At 32.5% G+C, this 17,172-nt stretch carries 23 protein-coding genes; all 23 read left to right on the top strand.

Going from position 1 to position 17,172, the window contains the following annotated elements; all coding sequences use genetic code 11:
- The first annotated feature begins 3 nt into the window (after positions 1 to 3).
- Positions 4 to 699: a Crp/Fnr family transcriptional regulator gene (locus ROY99_14315; protein MDT3697554.1), complete on the top strand. Its 696-nt coding sequence runs from the start codon at positions 4 to 6 to the stop codon at positions 697 to 699.
- 200 nt (positions 700 to 899) lie between these two features.
- Positions 900 to 1,127, top strand: coding sequence for a DUF2249 domain-containing protein (locus ROY99_14310; protein MDT3697553.1), 228 nt, complete (start codon positions 900 to 902; stop codon positions 1,125 to 1,127).
- 14 nt (positions 1,128 to 1,141) lie between these two features.
- Entirely contained in the window at positions 1,142 to 1,945 is an 804-nt protein-coding gene (locus ROY99_14305) for a DUF2249 domain-containing protein (protein MDT3697552.1), read from the top strand.
- Between the two features lie 6 nt (positions 1,946 to 1,951).
- Positions 1,952 to 3,220 (top strand): hypothetical protein, encoded by a 1,269-nt coding sequence (locus ROY99_14300; GenBank protein MDT3697551.1) that lies wholly within the window; start codon positions 1,952 to 1,954, stop codon positions 3,218 to 3,220.
- Positions 3,221 to 3,222: 2 nt separating this feature from the next.
- The gene (locus ROY99_14295) at positions 3,223 to 3,525 is read left to right on the top strand and encodes a metal-sulfur cluster assembly factor (protein MDT3697550.1); all 303 of its coding nucleotides are present in this window, start codon (positions 3,223 to 3,225) and stop codon (positions 3,523 to 3,525) included.
- 2 nt (positions 3,526 to 3,527) lie between these two features.
- Positions 3,528 to 3,983: a cbb3-type cytochrome c oxidase subunit I gene (locus tag ROY99_14290; protein MDT3697549.1), complete on the top strand. Its 456-nt coding sequence runs from the start codon at positions 3,528 to 3,530 to the stop codon at positions 3,981 to 3,983.
- Positions 3,983 to 4,225 carry a 4Fe-4S dicluster domain-containing protein gene (locus ROY99_14285; GenBank protein ID MDT3697548.1) on the top strand — a complete coding sequence of 81 codons (243 nt, stop codon included), beginning with the start codon at positions 3,983 to 3,985 and terminating at the stop codon, positions 4,223 to 4,225. The genes ROY99_14290 and ROY99_14285 overlap by 1 nt, the downstream gene beginning before the upstream one ends.
- Before the next feature lie 13 nt (positions 4,226 to 4,238).
- Complete coding sequence (locus ROY99_14280; GenBank protein MDT3697547.1) at positions 4,239 to 5,642, top strand: NAD(P)/FAD-dependent oxidoreductase; 1,404 nt, start codon at positions 4,239 to 4,241, stop codon at positions 5,640 to 5,642.
- A 125-nt stretch (positions 5,643 to 5,767) separates the two neighbouring features.
- Positions 5,768 to 6,073 carry a cupin domain-containing protein gene (locus ROY99_14275; protein ID MDT3697546.1) on the top strand — a complete coding sequence of 102 codons (306 nt, stop codon included), beginning with the start codon at positions 5,768 to 5,770 and terminating at the stop codon, positions 6,071 to 6,073.
- Positions 6,074 to 6,086: 13 nt separating this feature from the next.
- The gene (gene ric, locus ROY99_14270; protein ID MDT3697545.1) at positions 6,087 to 6,818 is read left to right on the top strand and encodes an iron-sulfur cluster repair di-iron protein; all 732 of its coding nucleotides are present in this window, start codon (positions 6,087 to 6,089) and stop codon (positions 6,816 to 6,818) included.
- A 68-nt stretch (positions 6,819 to 6,886) separates the two neighbouring features.
- A complete protein-coding gene (locus ROY99_14265) occupies positions 6,887 to 7,348 on the top strand; it encodes a carboxymuconolactone decarboxylase family protein (GenBank protein MDT3697544.1) in 462 nt (153 codons plus the stop codon).
- 115 nt (positions 7,349 to 7,463) lie between these two features.
- Positions 7,464 to 7,844: a hypothetical protein gene (locus ROY99_14260; GenBank protein MDT3697543.1), complete on the top strand. Its 381-nt coding sequence runs from the start codon at positions 7,464 to 7,466 to the stop codon at positions 7,842 to 7,844.
- 69 nt (positions 7,845 to 7,913) lie between these two features.
- Entirely contained in the window at positions 7,914 to 8,375 is a 462-nt protein-coding gene (locus ROY99_14255; GenBank protein MDT3697542.1) for a carboxymuconolactone decarboxylase family protein, read from the top strand.
- Between the two features lie 49 nt (positions 8,376 to 8,424).
- Positions 8,425 to 9,096, top strand: coding sequence for an FAD-binding oxidoreductase (locus ROY99_14250; protein ID MDT3697541.1), 672 nt, complete (start codon positions 8,425 to 8,427; stop codon positions 9,094 to 9,096).
- A gap of 36 nt (positions 9,097 to 9,132) precedes the next feature.
- On the top strand, positions 9,133 to 9,489 hold the full coding sequence (locus ROY99_14245) for a DUF488 family protein (protein MDT3697540.1): 357 nt from the start codon (positions 9,133 to 9,135) through the stop codon (positions 9,487 to 9,489).
- Positions 9,490 to 9,862: 373 nt separating this feature from the next.
- Positions 9,863 to 10,348: a hypothetical protein gene (locus ROY99_14240; protein MDT3697539.1), complete on the top strand. Its 486-nt coding sequence runs from the start codon at positions 9,863 to 9,865 to the stop codon at positions 10,346 to 10,348.
- 74 nt (positions 10,349 to 10,422) lie between these two features.
- Entirely contained in the window at positions 10,423 to 10,767 is a 345-nt protein-coding gene (locus ROY99_14235; GenBank protein ID MDT3697538.1) for a carboxymuconolactone decarboxylase family protein, read from the top strand.
- A gap of 233 nt (positions 10,768 to 11,000) precedes the next feature.
- Entirely contained in the window at positions 11,001 to 11,702 is a 702-nt protein-coding gene (locus ROY99_14230; protein ID MDT3697537.1) for an FAD-binding oxidoreductase, read from the top strand.
- A gap of 26 nt (positions 11,703 to 11,728) precedes the next feature.
- Entirely contained in the window at positions 11,729 to 12,514 is a 786-nt protein-coding gene (locus tag ROY99_14225; GenBank protein MDT3697536.1) for a class I SAM-dependent methyltransferase, read from the top strand.
- Positions 12,515 to 12,934: 420 nt separating this feature from the next.
- On the top strand, positions 12,935 to 14,617 hold the full coding sequence (locus ROY99_14220) for a formate--tetrahydrofolate ligase (GenBank protein MDT3697535.1): 1,683 nt from the start codon (positions 12,935 to 12,937) through the stop codon (positions 14,615 to 14,617).
- Between the two features lie 1,094 nt (positions 14,618 to 15,711).
- Complete coding sequence (locus tag ROY99_14215; protein MDT3697534.1) at positions 15,712 to 16,026, top strand: cupin domain-containing protein; 315 nt, start codon at positions 15,712 to 15,714, stop codon at positions 16,024 to 16,026.
- Between the two features lie 9 nt (positions 16,027 to 16,035).
- Complete coding sequence (locus ROY99_14210) at positions 16,036 to 16,566, top strand: GAF domain-containing protein (GenBank protein ID MDT3697533.1); 531 nt, start codon at positions 16,036 to 16,038, stop codon at positions 16,564 to 16,566.
- 114 nt (positions 16,567 to 16,680) lie between these two features.
- On the top strand, positions 16,681 to 17,169 hold the full coding sequence (locus tag ROY99_14205; GenBank protein MDT3697532.1) for a cytochrome c: 489 nt from the start codon (positions 16,681 to 16,683) through the stop codon (positions 17,167 to 17,169).
- Positions 17,170 to 17,172 lie beyond the last annotated feature (3 nt).

The raw sequence follows: 17,172 nt of genomic DNA, 5'->3' as shown, positions 1-17,172 counted from the left end.
TTAATGATTGCTAAAGATCTAAAACCTAAAGAAACATTACGTGATATTCCGCTTTTTTCAGAATTAAGCATTGAGCAACTGAGAAAAATTTCTGTGTTCAGCAAAGTGAAAAGGTTTTCAAAGAATGAAATTATTTTTAACGAAGATGATACTTATATTGGTTTCTATATTTTGTTAAAGGGAAATGTCAAAGTATTTAAAGTGTCATCAAAAGGTAAAGAATCAGTTGTGCATATAATAAAACCGTTAAATACTTTTGCCGATATCCCGCTTTTTGAAGGTGGCAATTACCCCGTTAGTGCTGTATCACTTGATGAAACTGTTGCATTGTTAATTCCAAAAGAAAGTTTTTTGGAGCTGCTTAAAACTGAACCAGAAATATCTTTAAAAATGCTTGCAGGCTTTGCTAAAAGATTAAAATCATTAATAAACCAGCTTGATGATGTTGCGTCACGAGAAGTGCCGGGCAGGCTTGCAAAATATTTAATTGGTGAAATAAAATCTGCAGGTACATATAATTTACCCGAACCATTTGTTAAGCTGACAATTCCAAAATCAACTATCGCTGCCTACCTTGGTACTATTACAGAAACTCTTTCGCGTGCGTTTAAAAAATTACAAAATGAAGAGATAATAAGAGTAAGTGGAAAAACAATTTTTGTAGTAAACTTAACTCGGTTAGAGGATTTATCCAGGTAAGTGCCTGATTTTTTTTGTTGGTGTTTACTCTAAAAGCTAAAGTATTAATCTTCGATATGTTTTTGTCAAATGAATTAATAAAAATTCTTTAACTCCCCTGTTTGCACACAATACATAACTAAGTAATTCTGACTTAAGTCAAGGAAATCCATTATATAACTGTTTAATTTTACTTCGAAATTCAAAAAAAAGGAGTTATAATGGAAACAAAACAACTTGATATTCGTCCAGTTCCACCCAGAGAAAAACATCCAACTATTTTCAAAACTTTTGATGAATTGAAAAATGGTGAGATGTTTCAATTAGTTAATGATCACGATCCAATGCCATTATATTATCAGTTCAATGCTGAAAGACCAAATCAGTTTGGCTGGGAATATGTTGAGCGGGGACCTCAGGTGTGGAGAGTTAATATTTCCAAAGTCTAAAGAATTTTAGAGCAATGATTACCAAAGATACTAAAATATCAAAAATGCTTGCTGAGTATCCACAAACCCTTGATGTGTTGATTAATTACAGTCCTCATTTTTCAAAACTTAATAATAAAATTTTGAGAAAAACTTTAGCAAGCAGGGTAAATGTTGAGCAGGCAGCAGGAATAGCGGGAGTAAATCTCATCCTGCTGCTAAATGAATTGAATAAATCAGTTAACTCTGATAATGCAGTAACTATTAATGAAGGAATAACAGAAAACAAAATGACTGATGCTGTAAAACCTGAAGTACTAAAAAATATAAACTCTGATAAAATTAAAAAGTTAGATGTAAGACCTATAATAGATTCAGGTAAAGATCCGTTTCTTGAAATAATGACTAAGATAAAATCTCTTAATGATGATGAGATATTACATTTGATAAACTCTTTCGAACCGATCCCGCTTTACAGTGTTCTGGAAAAGAAGGGTTTTAATCACTGGACTGAAAAAAGTGAAAATGTGTTTAATGTATTTTTCTTTAAAACTGCAGTTTCAGATGAGCTGCAAACAGAAGAGCCTAAATCTCAGCAAACTGAAACTATAGAATATGAAAATATGATTGAGCTTGATGTGCGTCAGTTAGTTCCGCCGGAACCAATGATGAAAATTCTTGAGAACATTTCAAAGGTTGATGATAAAACAGTTATGATAGTTCATCATCATCGTGAGCCAATGATGCTTTATCCAAAATTAGAAGAAAGAGGCTATACAGCAGTTACAAATAAGATAGAGGATAACTATTACAAAGTAGTTATTACAAAAAAGAGGTAACAGCAATTGAGCGAACCAACTTCCATAGTGTCTGCATATTCGCCGCCTTTCAGAATTGTATCAAAGTATTTTGTTACAGCTATAAGTTCGTTTGTACTGCTTAATCTTTTTCTGCTGTTAAATCACTCGTATATCGCCGGTCATCATTTCAGTCCTAAAATCCTGGCGATAACACATATAGCAACACTCGGATGGATAACAATGATCATCTTCGGCGCATTATTTCAGTTAATTCCTGTAGTACTTGAAGTAAAACTATTCAGTGAAATTCTCGCAGAAGTTCAATACTGGATTTATATCGTTGGTGCTGTTGGGCTGGTTTACTGCTTTTGGACTTTTACTACAGGAATGTTTATGAATATTGCCGCTATTCTTTTAACTCTTGTCATGTTTATTTTTTCATTCAATATCATTATGACCTTTACCAGAGTAAAGAATTGGAATGTAACAGGTTTATATCTTGGAGGTGCAATCTTCTATCTAATTGTTACAGCTATCGCAGGACTTCTGCTGGCAATAAATCTTGGAACACCATATATAAAAATAGATCATCTTCAATATTTAAGTCTTCATGCTCACGTTGCTATTATCGGCTGGGTTTCTATGGTTGTAATGGGAGTAACCTACAAACTGATTCCAATGTTTACTCTTTCACATGGCTTTAAGTTAACTTTTGCAAAGTGGGCATTTGGGCTAATTAATGTCGGGCTTCTTGGGATCAATACTATTTTTCATTACAAGGATACTACATTTTTATATTACATTTTTATACCAATGATTGCACTTGGTATTTCATTTTTTCTTATACAGGTTTTTTTGATTTTCCAAAAGAGAATGAGAAAAAAATTAGATATCGGATTAAAATTTTCTTCTTATTCATATCTGATGCTGGCATTAACAACTATACTTGGATCTTTTATCGCGTTTGTAGATTATGAAAACATAACTAACCTGACTTTAATTTACGGTTATATGATAATCTTTGGATATCTGTCAATGCTCATTGTCGGGCAGATGTATAAGATAGTTCCGTTTCTTGTATGGTATCACAGATACAGCAGTAAAGTTGGTTTGGAAAAAGTTCCGTTATTAAAAGAAATGTTTAATGAAAAAATTGCATTGTATGGTTTTTATTTTATGGTAACAGCATTATTTGGTTCGCTGTTTTCGTTAACATTAAGAAATGAAATTGGATTAGTAATATCATTTACATTAATGTTTTTAAGTTCACTGATCTTTTCATTTAACATGGTTACAATATTCATAAGGAAATAACTATGGCTAACAAAGAAGAAATACTTAAAGTGCTAAAAAGTGTCATTGATCCGGAGGTTGGAATAAACATTGTTGATCTTGGATTGGTTTATGAAATTGAATCAACTGAAGATGCAAATAAGATAACTATGACACTGACAACACCCGGATGCCCGATGCACAGCAGTATAACAAATTGGGTGGAAAATGCGGTAAGACAAATTGAACCGGAGAAAAATGTCTTTGTAAATTTAGTTTGGCAGCCGCCATGGACTCCCGATAAAATGAGTCCTGAAGCAAAACAAGAATTATTTGAAAGGAATTAAAAGTGTTTACAACTGTCAGATATTTTGTTAAAACAAGTTTAGTTTTTCTTGTAGTTGGCATATTAGCAGGTCTGCATATGTCATTTGCAAAATATGTTTCGGGAAGCGGCTATACACAGGAATTGGTTTCAGCACATACCCATATTATTCTTGTCGGATCTGTTATGATGATGATCATGGGTGTTGCACTATGGTTTTTTCCGCGAGCTGAAAAAAATGATAAAAAGTATAATCCTGATTTAATCTGGATTACTTATTGGATGATTACAATTGCAACAGCATTTAGATTTATAATGCAGATGATTTCTTCATACTATTATATTCCCTGGGTTAATACTTCAGTTGCTATATTTTCATCTTTTCAGGTTTTGGCAATGATCTTGTTCTTCTATTCCATGTGGGGAAGAATAAGAGCAGTTGGAAGCCAGCATCGCGAAGCGAAAGGAGAAAGGTTTTAATGTCAATGATAATTAATGATGATTGTATAAACTGTGCTGCTTGTGCATCCGAATGCCCTGAATCAGCAATATTTATAGCAAACGGTTCCGGACATTTCTATAATAATAAGTTTCAACCATTATCAACCGAGCATTATTTTATCTTACCTGAACTATGCAATGAATGTGCAGAATTAGAAGAAATAAAATGTATCTCTGTTTGTCCAATGGATGCTATAAAGGTAAATAATAATTTTATTTGAACTTTGAATTAAAATGTCAGATTTGTTAGAAGAAAATATTGAAAAGATTTTAGACGATTTTATGTTAATCGAATACAAAGATTATGACGATATCTTTGCAAGAGAACACTACAAGGAAATGTTTACAAAGATTTTTCCTTTTCAAAATCATTCAGAAAGTGAATCTTTATTACCAGCATTAAATGATCGGTCTGCTATGCAGCTAAAAAAGAATATTGTAATAATCGGTGCAGGATATGGCGGGCTTACAGCAGCACTAAGGCTGGAAAAATTTTTCAGAAAATCTGACAATTATAAAATTCATCTGATTGATAAAAATCCATATCATACATTAAAAACACAATTGCACGAAGCAGCAGTGCGTAACACTGATGTTACTATTCCGTTAGATAGAATATTAAAAAATAAGAATATAAGATTTCATCTGGGTGAAGTAAATTTTATAGATGTTAAGAATAGAATTATTCATATCTCAGATAATACTGAAGAAGAAAAACTGATATTTGAATTTTTGGTAATTGCAATCGGAAGCAAGATTAATTTTTACAACATCCCGGGTATGAAAGAAAATTCATTTGCTCTGCAGACTTTACATGATGCAGATTTAATTTATGAGCACATTTCAAAAATTTGTGCTTCAACTGCATCTAAGGAGGATGAATTAAAAAGAAAAGAAAATTTAAGATTTGTTATCGGCGGCGGCGGTCTTTCAGGAGTTGAATTTGCAGGTGAATTGGCAGACCACACTTCTAAATGTGTAACCAACTTCGGGATTAACAAAAGTGAAGTTGAAATAATAATTATTGAAGCAGCAGAGCGGTTGGTGCCGTTTATGGATAAAGAATTTTCTGAACGAGTAGAGAAAAAACTACTCGAAAAAGGTATAAGTATTTTAAAGGGCGCTAAAATAATAAAGCGAACAAGTAATCAGATAATGCTTTCTGATGGAACTGTTATTCAATCTGGCAACTTTATTTGGACAGGTGGAATAAGAGTATCTGATTTGTTAAGAAACAGCGGGCTGCAAACCGGGCTTGCAGGCAAAGTAATGGTTAATGAATTTTTACAGTCCAAAGATGATAAGCAGATATATGCAATAGGTGACAGCGCCAATGCAATAAATCCGGTTACAAATAAACCTGTTCCAGCAGCGGCACAATTTGCTTTGCAGCAAGGTCGTTTGGTTGCTAAAAATATATTATCAGAAGTAACCAATAAACATAAGGAGCAATATCTTCCTAAGGTAATGGGTGAAGTTGTTAGTTTGGGCAGACATCTGGCTGTTGGCTGGCTGGCTTTACCGCTTATTAAGAAAGTAACATTTGTAGGTTTTCTGGCAAACCTTCTAAAAGCTGCGATCAAGGAAAAACATGTTTTTCTTTTGAGGAAAGAGAGTCGTAATTGGATAAGATACTAATTGATAAATAATAAACCTGCCTGGATATCTAATGTAGATTGCAGCTTTATTTAATAAACTATTAAAACAAAGCCAGCTTAAATAAAAAGTATAACGAGCATATTAAAAAAATATTACAAGATAAAATGGATACAATACAGGAAAAAGTATTACCTAAATTAATTTTACTGGACAAAAAGGAACAGCATAAAGTATTACGTGTTACAGGTGAAGCCGGAATGGGTATGCCTGATCATATCAGTACAAAGGAAGCAGTTGTGATTGTTCAGGAGGGCGAAGCAATTTTTGAAATTAATAATGAAAATTACAACCTTAAAAAAGATGATGTGTTTATAATTCCTGCTGGTGCAAAACATAAACTGACTATACTAAGCAGTTTTAAAGCAGTCGTTATTATGGATATTGAATCACAAATTGAATTTATAAATTAAAAAGGAAACAATAATGAATAATTACTTATCAAAATCTATTGGCAGCATAGTCGCAGATGATTTTCGTACTGCAACTATTTTTAATAAATACAAGATTGATTTCTGCTGCAACGGGCATAAAAGTTTTGGTGAAGTGTGTGAAGCTAAAAAGATTAATGTTGATTTGCTTACTGAAGAATTAAATTCAGTAATTAATTCTAATCAGAAGCCAACGGTTGATTTTCAATCCTGGCCTTTGGATTTACTTGCAGATTATATTGAAAAGAAACACCACCGCTACATTGAACAACGGTCACCGGAAATAAAAGCATACCTTGATAAACTATGCAGAGTTCATGGAAATAATCATCCGGAGCTTTTTAAGATTACAGAATTATTTACTCAGGGTGCTGGTGAACTTGCACAGCATATGAAAAAAGAAGAGTTGATGTTATTTCCCAAGATTAAGGCGCTTGTAAAACTAAGTGAAAATAACGATGCTGATAGAAATAAGAAACCAGGCTCAGTTTCTACAATTGTTCAGACTATGATATCTGAACATGAGAACGAAGGTGTGCGTTTTAAACAGATAGCTGCGTTAACAGATAATTATACTACACCTCCGGATGGCTGCAGTACTTATAATGTAACTTTTTCTTTATTAAAAGAGTTTGAAGAAGATTTATATATGCACATTCATTTAGAAAACAATATTCTTTTCCCCGGCACTATTGAACTTGAAAAGAAGATAAATGAAACAGTGTAATCATAGATAAGATTTATTGAAGCAACACGGTTTCAAAAGCAGTCAGAAAGTTGTACGAAAGATTGTGTATGAGAATTGATTGGTATAAAACATCGCCTGATGGTTATCATTCTATGCTTGAGCTTGAGAAGTTTGTGCATAAAAGCAGTCTTGAACCAAAATTACTTGAGCTATTAAAGATCAGGGCATCACAAATAAACGGTTGTGCACATTGTTTGGAAATGCACACAAAAGATGCGATTGCAATCGGAGAAAGCGAACAAAGATTATATGTTGTAGCTGCCTGGAGAGAATGTCAATTCTATTCCGAAAAAGAAAAAGCTGCTTTAGCCTGGTGCGAATCTCTGACTGAGCTTTCTTCAAAAGGTGCTCCGAAAAATCTTTATAAAAATTTACAAAAGCATTTTACAGATAAAGAGATTGTAGCCCTGACTCTTGCAATTGTTGCAATTAATGGTTGGAACAGGCTTGCAGTCTCCTTCCATTCTGATGTCGGGTATTATGTTTCGCACCGCAGAAAAGCCAAGTGACCATTACAACTTGATGTAACTTAAGTAATTTGTATTGTGATTCAACTCAATGATAATTCAACTCTATACTGTTAGATTAAAATGTAATTATTAAACAATCATAGGGAATAAAAAAATGGCTGCAAATAGAAGACCATCACTTAAAGAAAGGGCTTTAACAGGTCCCTTATTATTCTTCTCACTTGATAAAGAAATTAAAAAACTTAAAGCAGAATCAAAATTTGAGAAAGGAGACCGCAATGCTATCACACTTCAAAAAAGTTCTGAAATAAGAGTTGTATTGATTTCATTGCGTAAAGGTGCTGCATTAAATAAACATAAAGTTGAAGGACCAATAACATTATTTGTAATATCAGGAAATATAAAGTTCATTGCTGGTGAAAGCAGTATAAATTTAACAAAGGATGGCTTTATCGTTCTTGATGAAACAATTAGTCATGATGTTGTTGCGAAAGAAGATTCAATATTTTTGCTGACCATAATTCAGCCGAAATAATTACGGATAATTTTAAAATTTGTGATAAGATGTTATTGCAAAGGATATTTATTTGAAAGGAGATTAAAGATGAGATTAGACTGGGCTAAAACTTCACCTGAAGCATTAAAAGCTATGATGGCTGTACAAGGATTTACAGATAAAAGCTCTCTTGATCATAAACTGATTGAACTTATAAAAATTAGGGCATCTCAAATTAACGGATGCGCTTATTGTTTAGACATGCATACAAAGGATGCAATCGCAATCGGTGAGACTGAACAAAGACTGCATGTGTTGGCTGCTTGGAGGGAAGCTCCCTTTTATTCTGAACAAGAAAGAGCTGCACTTGCATGGTGCGAATCACTTACAGAAATTTCTTCAAAAGGTGCACCTGAAAAACAATTTAGTGATTTAAAAAAACATTTTTCAAATGAACAGATAGTCGAATTAACTCTTGCTATTGTTGTAATTAATGGCTGGAATCGTTTGGCAGTTGGATTTGAATCTGAAGCCGGACACTATGTGTCAAACCGGAAGTCCGGTAAATAAAATAATTCATAAATAAATCTGTTCTAAACCATTAACTGTTAGGAGAAAAATGGAAGATCATAAATTAAAAATTCTGAAAATTACAAGATTAACACACGACGTAAGATCATATAGATTAGAGAAACCTGCAGGATTTAGATTTGTTCCGGGACAAGCTGCTGATGTTGCAATTAACAAACCTGGGTTTGTTGATCAAAAAAGATCATTCACATTTACAGCATTAAATGATTGGGATTATCTTGAGTTTACTATCAAGAGTTATACTGATCATGATGGAGTTACTAAAGAAATAGGAAAATTAGTTGAAGGTGACGAACTGATTGTCAGTGATCCTTGGGGTGCTATCAGCTATAAAGGTGAAGGAATATTTCTTGCCGGCGGTGCAGGAGTTACTCCGTTTATTGCGATATTAAGAGATCTTTATAGCAAAAAAATGATTGGCAGCAATAAACTTATCTTTGCTAATAAAACAGAATCAGATATAATCCATAAAGATGAATTTGAAAAGATTCTTGGAAAGAATTTTATCAATATTCTTTCAGATGATAAGAGCGGAAAGTATGCCTCAGGGTTTGTAACTGAACAGTTTCTTAAATCAAATATAGATGACTTTAATAAAATGTTCTATCTCTGCGGACCTCCGCCGATGATGAATGCTGTTGGAAAAATATTTGATAATCTAAAGGTTGATAAAAGCAGAATTGTAATAGAAGCTTTATAGTCTGTAATGAATTTCAATTATTCTTTGTAATTCTATATGATACAAATTAAAAGAGCTTACGATAAACCATCTAAAGCTGATGGATTCAGAATCTTAATTGACAGATTATGGCCAAGAGGTATAACCAAAGCTGAAGCAAAATTAGATCTTTGGCTTAAAGATATTGCACCAAGTACCGAACTGCGAAAATGGTTTCACCAGAATCCTGATGAATGGGATTCTTTCAGAAAGAAATTCCTTGCTGAAATAAAGAATAAAAAGGAATTACTTGTGCAAATCAAAAATCTTGAAAAGGAAAAAGGTACTATAACTCTGGTTTATTCCTATAAAGATACTGTTAGAAACAATGCTGTTATATTGCAAAAGCTGATATTGTCTGATAAGTACAACTGATTGTATTTGTGATACGATTGTTAATTTGAAAACATAGAACAATCTGTTTGTCGTGTTGTATATCAGCCGATTTCATTCCTTAAGAATTATTTGAAAACAGACTTACCGGATTCTTCTCACTTAATTATTTCAAAATTATAAAATCAGATTTCGGAGCCTCAGTTAACAATAATATCCAATTTAATACTATCTGATATTTGAGTACAAAATGAATCTGGTTAACTGCTGATCCTGTGCAGCTTATTAAATGACTAATTCTGACTTAAGTCATGGTAAACATTTTAAATGAAAGATATTTTGCCTTAATTAAATTTTAAGATTATGTATAAAAATATTTTAGATAAACGCTGAGAAGTATGAAACGAGAAAGATTATGTCTGAGCTTTATACAATAATACGCGCAATTCATATACTGGCTGCTGCTCTTTGGCTTGGATTGGTAATGGTTATTAATTTTGTAATTCAACCCACATTATCTAAACTTGAAGGCGATTTAAGAAGACAGGTTATAAAATCAATATTCCCAAAAATATTTAAGCTTGCGTCTATATTCTCTGCAACAGTTGTGTTAACAGGTTTAATATTAGTTTATTATCTCACCAGCGGAAATTTTGAAGCATTACTGTATGGCAGATGGGGAATTTCGATTTTGATTGGAAGCTCACTTGGTATCTTATTAACACTTTTTCACTTTTTCCTTGAAGAGAAATTATCAAAAAAAATAATGCAGGGTAAACAGGGTGATAATCAGAAGCTGGAAGAAGTACATTTAAAAATGAAGATTGTTCCGAGAGTTGGATTAACTATTTTAACAATAATATTTCTTTTAATGATTAATGCTGCTCACGGAATTATCTAAAAATAAGATTGAATCTGTTTCATTTTTATCTTATCTGTTTATAAATAAAAAGACTACTTAATTGAGGTTAAATCATGGATGAAAAAAATTTATATCCGTTAGCTACTCAGGAACTGGCTGATAAAAAAGCTGCTTATGCAACTAAGAATCTTGAAGCCTGGAAGAATTTCAGCAAAACTGTTTTTGAAGAAGGTGCATTATCTGAAAAAACTAAACAGCTTATAGCAGTTGCTGTCGCACACGTTACTCAATGTCCATACTGCATAAGATCACACAGCAGACAAGCAATCAGAAAAGGAGCAACAAAAGAAGAAATAATGGAAGCTGTTTGGGTTGCTGCTGAAATGCGATCGGGTGCGGCTTATGCACATGCCAATATTGCAATGGATGAGATAGAGAAAATTCCTGCTGCAAGATAATTCAATGTTTAATTTTTTTGTCAGTTGCAAAGCATTGAAATAAAAAAAAATATCAGAATTATTAAAGTTAAAACTAAAAAGCAGCTTAGTGTCTTGAGCATATATGTACAAATGTATTTGCGTGCATTATTATTCCATTCAGAAAAAAGAAGAAACCAAACTCCAATTAATTTGATAATGGTATCAGCAGCTTTTTATTAATAACTGGAATCAGTAAAAGTTGATTTGTGAATATGAATTATTCTGAAGTAAAGATATTAGATATTAAACAAGCTGCATTAGATACTTTTTGTATTAAGGTTGAAAGACCTGAAAAGTATTCATTTATACCCGGGCAATTCACAAACCTTTCAATTGATGCATCTGATCCAGCTAACAGAAAAACATTATTCTGCTTCACCGGTTTAACTGATGCTGATTATCTTGAGTTTATTATCAAGTATAATAATAACGGCAACATGATTGTTAAGAAGATTATCAACTCGGTAATTGGAGATAAAATCAGAATTGGAAAACCACAGGGTAGTTTTAAATATAAAGGGATGGGAATATTTATTGTTGCAGGAACAGGTATTACTCCTGTTCTTTCAATTTTCCGAAACTTAAGAGGAAAAAATAATCTTGCTGGTAACAAATTGATTTATTCTAACAAAACAATGGAAGATATTATTCAGCATAACGAATTATTCGAAATGCTTAATCTGAATTATATAAATCTTTTTACAAAGCAGCGTTACAATGGTTTTTATTTTGGACGAATTGATGAAAACTTTTTAAAAATGCACATAACAGATACTAAACAATACTTCTACATTAATGGTTCATCCCACTTTGTCAAAAACATATTTTCGATCTTAAAGCGGCTTGATGTACCGGATGAATTAATTATCATTGAAGAAGCTATACTTAAAGAATATCAAATAACAAAAAGCTAACAATTAAAATAAAACGTAAATAAACTATGAGTAATAAAACATTAGATTTCGATCAGGGGCATTGGATTTTAGCAAAGATGGGGAAAAAAGTTTTGCGTCCCGGCGGTAAAGAGCTGACAATGAAGCTTATTAATAATCTGAATATTCAGCAAACCGATGAAATTGTGGAATTTGCACCAGGCTTAGGTTTTACAGCTTCAGTTGCATTGCGAAAAAATCCTAAGTCTTATACCGGTGTAGAACTAAATGAAGAAGCAGCATCTATTTTAAGAAAAAATATTATCGGACAGAACGGTTATGACAGGAGAATAGTAATTGGCAATGCGGCTAATTCTACGCTAAGTGAAAATTCATATGATAAAGTCTATGGTGAAGCAATGCTTACAATTCAGGCTGATCATAGAAAGTCTGAAATAATACGAGAGGCTTACCGTATTCTGAAACCCGGTGCATTATATGGCATACACGAACTTGGTTTAACTCCTGATAATCTTAACGAAGAAACTAAATCTATTATTCAACGGGAACTTGCTCAGACAATAAAAGTAAATGCACGCCCTTTAACAATCAGTGAATGGTCTAAGCTTCTGGAAAATGAAGGGTTCAAGATTGTAAAAGTAGAAACTAATTCGATGAGTTTACTTGAATTGAAACGTATGATTGACGATGAAGGATTATTAAGAACTCTAAAGATAACATTTAATATTATTGTACATCCAAAAGAGCGGAAGAGAATCCTGGCAATGAGGGAAACATTCAGAAAATATAAAGATAGTATGAATGCTGTGGTGATTATTGCCCGGAAAAACTAAGATAACTTCCAACTGCTTATTTGGCATAATTGCATTCACTGACACAGAAGACTGTTATTTTTCTAAAGAATTTATTTTGCTGATAATGACAGTCTGAGTAAAATCAAAACTGTACATATTCAAAGATGAATTCTTTTGAAGAAGATTAATTTATTTGTAGCAACATCATTAACACCACTTGTAAATAAACCCCGCTTAAATCTGTCTTTCTCAACAAAGTATTAATCAGGAATTCTTATTTAATGATTATAATTTTTATGATATTTGTAACGGTAATTAAAACAATTTTTCTTTCTTGTTAAGTATCATAGAAATATTGATCTTCCACACAAGAATAAACTAAATGATCAGATGTAAAAGAAAGAAAATTGCTTTTTACCTTAATTATTTGTGCTATTATAAAATTATAAGGGAGTAATTATGCCTACAGATCTAGAAATATCACGCCAGGTAAAACTAAAAAGTATCAAAGAAATAATTGATCAATTAGGAATATCTGAGGATGATTTTGATTATTATGGTAAATACACCGGCAAGATCAAACTAAATGTTCTTGATAAACTTAAAAACAATCCTGATGGTAAACTTATCTTAGTTACTGCGATGAGTCCTACCAATTTTGGAGAAGGTAAAACATTAACAACAATCGGATTAGGGCAGGCATTAAATCAATTAGGTAAAAAAGGAATTATTGCTATACGCGAGCCTTCTGTTGGTCCGGTTTTCGGTATGAAGGGTGGTGCTGCCGGCGGAGGACATTCGCAGGTTTTGCCGATGGAAATGATTAATCTCCATTTTAACGGTGACTTTGGTGCAATCACTGCTGCACATAATCTGCTTGCTGCTATGCTTGATAATCATATACTCAAAGGAAACGATCTTGGTATTGATGTTACAAATATTCTCTGGAATAGAACAATGGATATGAATGACAGAGCACTGCGTCAGATAGTTGTTGGATTAGGCGGTCGTGTCAATGGAGTGCCGAGAGAAACCGGATTTGTAATTACTGCTGCGTCTGAAGTAATGGCTATTCTTGCATTGGCAGAATCACGGACAGATTTAAAAAGACGACTTGGTGAAATTGCTGTTGGATATAATCACAAGCAGGAGATAGTGCACGCCAAGGATCTTCAGGCTAATAATGCAATGGCAGTTTTACTTAATGATGCTATTATGCCAAATCTTGTTCAGACTAATGAAAATACTCCGGCTTTAGTTCACGCTGGTCCTTTTGCAAATATCGCTCATGGTACTAATAGTGTTATTGCTGATAAAATTGCACTTAAGCTTGCTGATTATGTCGTTACAGAGTGCGGATTTGGTTCAGACTTGGGTGCAGAGAAATTTTTTGATATTGTATGTCGAAAAAATCCGATGTGGCCATCAGCAGTTGTAATTGTTGCTACGTGCAGAGCTATCAAATATCACGGCGGAGTAAAATCAAAACCCGAATCGCTGTTGTATGAAGAAAATCCCCAAGCATTTAAAAAAGGTTTAGGTAATCTTGAAGTTCACATAAAGAATATGAAAAAGTTTGGTGTTCCGGTTATTGTTGCAATCAACAGGTTCCCAAAAGATACTCCTGATGAAATAAAGATGATTACTGAATTGTGCGAAAAACTTGGTGTTGAAGTTGCCCCTCATGAAGCTTATGCCAAGGGCGGCAAAGGAACAATTGAGTTAGCAGAAAAGACAATAAAATTAGTCGAAGCAAATAAAAATCCGCAAAAGAAATTTATGTATGAACTTGATATGTCAGTTGAAGAAAAGATTCGTGCCCTTTCTTCAAATATTTACGGAGCTAAAGATGTTTATTTTGAAAAACGTGCAAAGGCTAAAATAGAAAAATTTGTCCAGTCTGGTTTTGGAAATTTACCAATCTGTATTGCTAAGACACAGATGTCTCTATCAGATAATCCAAAAGTTATTGGTGTACCTGATGAGTGGGTTTTGACTGTTAGTGATGTTAATCTTTCTGCTGGAGCAGGATTTTTAGTAGTTGTTTGCGGTGATATGATGTTGATGCCGGGTTTACCAAAGATACCCGCTGCTGCAAAAATGGATGTAACCGAAGAAGGAGAAATAATCGGATTGTTTTAAATAGAGGAAATTTTTTTGTAATTGTTTAGTGCTGCTTTACAGGTTATAATTTAATAACAACCTGAACTGCAGCACTTTTAAATTCTGGCAGGATTTTGACTAGTCCCATTTACTTCTTTTGTAATTATAATTTCCACTTTTGGAGTATTCATATCATATAAATTTATTTCTGAATATGGAAATATTTGTAAACATTGTGATCAGATAACTTAACGCCAAAATCCTGTTTGGGTGTATAGTTAGTTTCTTTCTTCGTTACTCAACCTGTAATATAAACTTTTGTACCAGCTTCGATTTTATCAGCTTTACTACCTTTGTATCAATGTAAAGTTAAACTGTCATCCACCAGCCACTGCACTTAGTAAGAGAAGAGGTGAGTAGTTTAGTTGTTTGATCAAGCAAATAAAACCGTTCAACAATGAATTAAAATAATTAAAGATTATTCGATATCTTCATTATTGCGATTACAGTGTATTGATAATTTCTTGTGGATATTTTTATTCTATTTTAAACAACACGATTCTGTTTGTGTTAGTTCGCTTATTGTCATTGTTTAATTGCAAAAGCTATTGCCTTAAAACCGGCTTTAACTCCTAAAGGCAAAATGTGTTCATCAAGCTTTTCTTTTCTATTTTTAACTATTCCAACTTCAAACACAACATATCCGCCTTTTTTAGTTATTATGAATAATTCATAAAAAAATCCTGCATAATGGTTATCAATTATTCAACAGCATATACTGATAAGGATTTGTATTTATATATATCCCAATAAAATAAATTGTTACTGTTTCTATTTCTTTGACTAAATAAGCTGTATTCAACATAGGGTGTAATTTGAGAATCAGAACTACGCAAACCTGACTTAAGTCAAGGAATAGATTTTATGGAAAGATTATTTTTTAAGTGTTTTTTTTAGAAATTAAAACCGGTTGTTCATTTTAAAAATAGAAAGAATAACCAGCACAGCATTTAATACACAAGCAGTTGTAATATTTGAATGATTGTACTGTTTTTGGTTAATTTTTAATACTTTTTCAGCATGATGATTAAATCAATAATCATTATCTTTGCTCAACTAAATCAAAAAAAAAGATGTCAGAAATAATTAAACACGAAAAATTAATTGAAGCAATTAACTATCAGGATGGTTCAATTGTGAGTAAGCAGATAGTTAAAAAACCAAATGGAAACATTACATTGTTCGCTTTTTCCAAAGATGAATCTTTAACTGAACACACATCACCTTATGAAGCTATAGTTTATTTGGCTGATGGTGAAATGGAGATAACAATCGGAGGAAATCCGCACTACATAAAGAAAGGTGAATATCTGATTATGCCTGCGGACATTCCACATGGATTGAAAGCAATGTCTAATTCTAAGATGTTGTTAACAATGATAAAGTAAATCGCGCAAATGGAAGAGAACAAATACACAAAAATAATATCTGAGTTGAGTGAATGGGGGAATACAATATCTTCATTAATATATTTTCAAAAAAAAATCTGCAGTATAAATAACTGGCGCTATTCTGAGATTTGGCAATTAGCTCAATCAAATAAGTTTATGGTTTGGGCTGGTTATTGGAGTAACAATGACAGTTATTTTGAAAAGTTCTCTAAGTATAGTTCATATTTTAAATTTGCAAACGGAATAGGAATTATCGGAAAAGCCTGGGAAAAAAAGCTCCCAGTAGTGTTTGAAGATTTACTGAATGAACGTACTTTCTTAAGAAATGATATATTGATCAAATCCGGATTGAATTCTTCTATAAGCATCCCGATTATTCAAGGGGAGAAAGTAACAAATGTAATCTGTATTTATTTCAATAGAATTACAGAAAAGGATAAAAAAGAGTGTGAATTGATCTTTAATTCGTTAAAAGAAATCTCTTTGAATGAAAATTTTGTGAATCCTGATAAAGCAAATTTGACAAATTTCAAATAACTTTTTAATTTAATCGGAGTAAAAAATCCGATTATATTTTTTTGATAAAAAGTATAATCGTTCCTTAAATTACAATCATAGAAAAAATCTTAAATTAACTTATAAGGAGTATTTATGTTCTTACTTTCATCGAAAGGAAAATTATTATTTACCTTGCTGCTGGTTTTTGGATTAGTTGCGTTAATATCTTGTGGTGATAACACCAATAAGGAAAATTCTAATACTGATAAAAAAGAAAATGCAAGCGGACTTACAGACTTTGAACTTGAAAACGGTATCGGTCCGGTTAAGAAAAAATTAGACTTAGGACCAATTGATCCGCTACTTGTAAAAAAAGGGCAGGAAATATTTGATACAAAATGTGCAGCGTGTCATAAATTAGATGAACGATATGTCGGTCCTGCACAAAGAGATATAATCAAAAGGAGAACCCCGGAATACATAATAAACTATATGTTAAATCCGGATGAAAACCTTCATAGACACCCTGAAGCAAAGAAATTGCTTGCTGAATATATGACGCCTATGCCGAATCAAAATCTTACTATTGATGATGCTAAGGCATTACTTGATTATTTTAGAAAAGTAGCTGAAGAAAAATAAAAC

The sequence above is a fragment of the Ignavibacterium sp. genome (assembly GCA_032027145.1).
Classification (GTDB): domain Bacteria; phylum Bacteroidota; class Ignavibacteria; order Ignavibacteriales; family Ignavibacteriaceae; genus IGN3.
This window is presented reverse-complemented; position numbering and strand designations above follow the sequence as displayed.

Bases quoted from the DNA above. Each gene is read 5' to 3' on its own strand.
- ROY99_14255 (MDT3697542.1), top strand. From the start codon at position 7,914: ATGAGATTAGACTGGGCTAAAACTTCACCTGAAGCATTAAAAGCTATG.
- ROY99_14240 (MDT3697539.1), top strand. From the start codon at position 9,863: ATGTCTGAGCTTTATACAATAATACGCGCAATTCATATACTGGCTGCT.
- ROY99_14205 (MDT3697532.1), top strand. From the start codon at position 16,681: ATGTTCTTACTTTCATCGAAAGGAAAATTATTATTTACCTTGCTGCTG.
- ROY99_14210 (MDT3697533.1), top strand. From the start codon at position 16,036: ATGGAAGAGAACAAATACACAAAAATAATATCTGAGTTGAGTGAATGG.
- ROY99_14285 (MDT3697548.1), top strand. From the start codon at position 3,983: ATGTCAATGATAATTAATGATGATTGTATAAACTGTGCTGCTTGTGCA.
- ROY99_14230 (MDT3697537.1), top strand. From the start codon at position 11,001: ATGAATTATTCTGAAGTAAAGATATTAGATATTAAACAAGCTGCATTA.
- ROY99_14265 (MDT3697544.1), top strand. From the start codon at position 6,887: ATGAGAATTGATTGGTATAAAACATCGCCTGATGGTTATCATTCTATG.
- ROY99_14245 (MDT3697540.1), top strand. From the start codon at position 9,133: ATGATACAAATTAAAAGAGCTTACGATAAACCATCTAAAGCTGATGGA.
- ROY99_14260 (MDT3697543.1), top strand. From the start codon at position 7,464: ATGGCTGCAAATAGAAGACCATCACTTAAAGAAAGGGCTTTAACAGGT.
- ROY99_14305 (MDT3697552.1), top strand. From the start codon at position 1,142: ATGATTACCAAAGATACTAAAATATCAAAAATGCTTGCTGAGTATCCA.
- ROY99_14275 (MDT3697546.1), top strand. From the start codon at position 5,768: ATGGATACAATACAGGAAAAAGTATTACCTAAATTAATTTTACTGGAC.
- ROY99_14250 (MDT3697541.1), top strand. From the start codon at position 8,425: ATGGAAGATCATAAATTAAAAATTCTGAAAATTACAAGATTAACACAC.
- ROY99_14215 (MDT3697534.1), top strand. From the start codon at position 15,712: ATGTCAGAAATAATTAAACACGAAAAATTAATTGAAGCAATTAACTAT.
- ROY99_14225 (MDT3697536.1), top strand. From the start codon at position 11,729: ATGAGTAATAAAACATTAGATTTCGATCAGGGGCATTGGATTTTAGCA.
- ROY99_14295 (MDT3697550.1), top strand. From the start codon at position 3,223: ATGGCTAACAAAGAAGAAATACTTAAAGTGCTAAAAAGTGTCATTGAT.
- ROY99_14280 (MDT3697547.1), top strand. From the start codon at position 4,239: ATGTCAGATTTGTTAGAAGAAAATATTGAAAAGATTTTAGACGATTTT.
- ric (MDT3697545.1), top strand. From the start codon at position 6,087: ATGAATAATTACTTATCAAAATCTATTGGCAGCATAGTCGCAGATGAT.
- ROY99_14220 (MDT3697535.1), top strand. From the start codon at position 12,935: ATGCCTACAGATCTAGAAATATCACGCCAGGTAAAACTAAAAAGTATC.
- ROY99_14235 (MDT3697538.1), top strand. From the start codon at position 10,423: ATGGATGAAAAAAATTTATATCCGTTAGCTACTCAGGAACTGGCTGAT.
- ROY99_14310 (MDT3697553.1), top strand. From the start codon at position 900: ATGGAAACAAAACAACTTGATATTCGTCCAGTTCCACCCAGAGAAAAA.
- ROY99_14315 (MDT3697554.1), top strand. From the start codon at position 4: ATGATTGCTAAAGATCTAAAACCTAAAGAAACATTACGTGATATTCCG.